2 protein-coding genes are annotated in these 2,264 nt (G+C 67.6%); both read left to right on the top strand.

Going from position 1 to position 2,264, the window contains the following annotated elements:
- Positions 1–601: transposase (locus tag VKG81_RS02120; protein ID WP_324389242.1), on the top strand; the 601-nt coding region annotated here is incomplete at its 5' end.
- Positions 602–702: 101 nt separating this feature from the next.
- Entirely contained in the window at positions 703–1,698 is a 996-nt protein-coding gene (locus VKG81_RS02115) for an ERCC4 domain-containing protein (RefSeq protein ID WP_324389244.1), read from the top strand.
- Positions 1,699–2,264 lie beyond the last annotated feature (566 nt).

The following is a 2,264-nucleotide window of genomic DNA, read 5'->3' as shown; positions in this document are numbered from 1 at the left end:
AACTCGCCGCAATCGACCGAACCCGAAGCCAACCCCGCCAACCGACAACCGATCTCGGCATTCCCGAGATCATGACAACCCGCTGATGCCGCCGACGGCGACGCCACCCAACAAGATCGATTTAGTCCGGAAAAACCTGGTGAAGTTGGCCAACGACGCGCTCAGCCGGGTGCGCCGCCGCGTCACCTGGGACCTGCGCGATCGGCGTGGCCGCAAGATCGACCCGGAGTGGGCCAACCGACGCCGACTGCTCACCGCCCGCGAACGCCTGTCGGGCACGAGCTTCGCCAAGATGTGGAATCGGATCAGCGACGAGGACCCCAGCGCGCAGATCCTGTCGGCCTGGATCGCCAAAGAAGAACTCCGCACCCTGCTGTCCACGGTCCGCGTGGGCGGGGATGCACACCTGACCCGGCACCGGCTGCACCGGTTGCTGACCTGGTGTGTTGACTCGCAGATCCCCGAGCTGCTCACCCTCGCCACCACGGTCGACGCGTGGTGGCCCGAGATTGACACGTTCGTGCGCACCGGCATCACCAACGCCCGCACCGAGGGCTACAACCGGCTGGTCAAGCAGGTCAAACGGGTCGGCTGCGGGTAGCGCAACACCGACAACTCGATGCGCCGGATACGGTTCCACTGCACCCGCCACGCTCGCCGCGCGGCGCAGATTTCGTGCTGACCGCGGACGCGGCAGACTCGATGGCCGTGGAGCTGCTCATCGCGGACAACCCGGACGAGGATTCCCGGCTGCCCTACCTGCTGCGGGTCCCGCTGGCCGGCGGTGACCTGGTGTTCCGCACCTCGGGGACCTGGCCGCGCACCAAGGCGCTCTACTGCTACCCGGTCCCGCTCGACGAGTGGCCCGCCGATGCGGTGATCGTCGAGCGGGTCGGGCTGCGCTCGTGTCGGCGCCGCGGCGCGGCGATCGATGTGATCCTTGACCGCGCCCGAGAAAACCGGTCCCAGCTGGTGTTCACCACCGCCCGCGGCCGCGACGCGGTGTTCTGGCAGAGTCCGCGGACCCGCAAACAGGCCCGCCCCGGGGTGCGCACCCCGACCGCACGCGCCGCCGGCATTCCCGACCTGCAGATCGTGATCGACTCCCACGAGCAGTACCCCTACCGGTTCGCCACCCAACAGGTCAGCACCGTCAAACGGGCTCTGTCGTGCGGCGACTACGGGCTGGTCCTCGACGGCGTCCTGGTCGCCTCCGTGGAACGCAAGTCCCTGGTCGATCTGGTCGCCAGCCTCACCGCCGGCAGGCTGCGCTACCAGGTCGCCGAGCTCGCCGCCCTGCCCCGGGCCGCGCTCGTGGTCGAGGACCGTTACTCACAGCTGTTCAAACTCGACCACGTCCGTGCGGGCGTGATCGTCGACGGGCTCGCCGAACTGCACATTCGTTGGCCGGCCGTGCCGATCGTGTTCTGCGAAACCCGCGGGCTCGCCGAGGAATGGACCTACCGCTACCTCGCCGCTGCCCAGGCCTGGGCTATCACCGAACATCCTGCCCTGCGACGTATCTCACCCGGCAACCCGGTCGAGTCCACAGACCTCGATGGGGCACCCGCCGCGCCGGAACCCAGCACCGCCGAGGTCCGCGCCTGGGCCCGCGGCATCGGCCTAGCCGTGCCCGACCGCGGCCGACTCCGACCCGAAATCCGACAAGCCTGGCGCGACGCACACCGCATCACCTGAAGCCCAAACCATCGAACGCCTACAACGTTTCCCAGGTACAGTTCGAGTGCCTCGAAATCACCGAGGCCGCAACTCAAAATCAGACTTCAGACCGACTGCCCGGAAAAAATCGAAGAGCCGTTAACGGACTAGCTGCCAGCAGTTGACCGGTAACCCACCGTATTCATTCCGCTCGATCCGGTCGCAGTTGCCGCCGCACCTGGCACCCAGCGTGGTCGCGAGCCCGCCCGCCGGCGAAGCCATCCCGGGGAGTCTCAAGCGAACACTCGCTAAAGGTTCAGGAACGGCTGCAACCGCGCGAAGAGATCGCTGTCGGCGCTCGGCGCGCCGTCGGCAGTCGTACACGAGCGCGCCGCCTGACGTGTCATCGCTGGCTTCTTTCACGTTCTGCCGCAACGCTTCCTGACACCCGCAATACGTCCGGGCGCTAGGCCACAAACTGATTCACGGCCAGCTCCAGCACTTGCCGGCGGCTGCGCCCGTCGTGATCGGCGGCGATGAAGTGGTTGCCGATCGCCAGCGAGAAGGCCAGCATGCTGCGCGCCTCGACCTCGTCCGGGTCAGCG

The organism is Mycobacterium sp. (genome assembly GCF_035314905.1).
Taxonomy (GTDB): Bacteria; Actinomycetota; Actinomycetes; order Mycobacteriales; family Mycobacteriaceae; genus Mycobacterium.
This window is presented reverse-complemented; position numbering and strand designations above follow the sequence as displayed.

Coding starts and splice junctions, on each gene's coding strand:
- VKG81_RS02115 (WP_324389244.1), top strand. CDS start 703: ATGGCCGTGGAGCTGCTCATCGCGGACAACCCGGACGAGGATTCCCGG.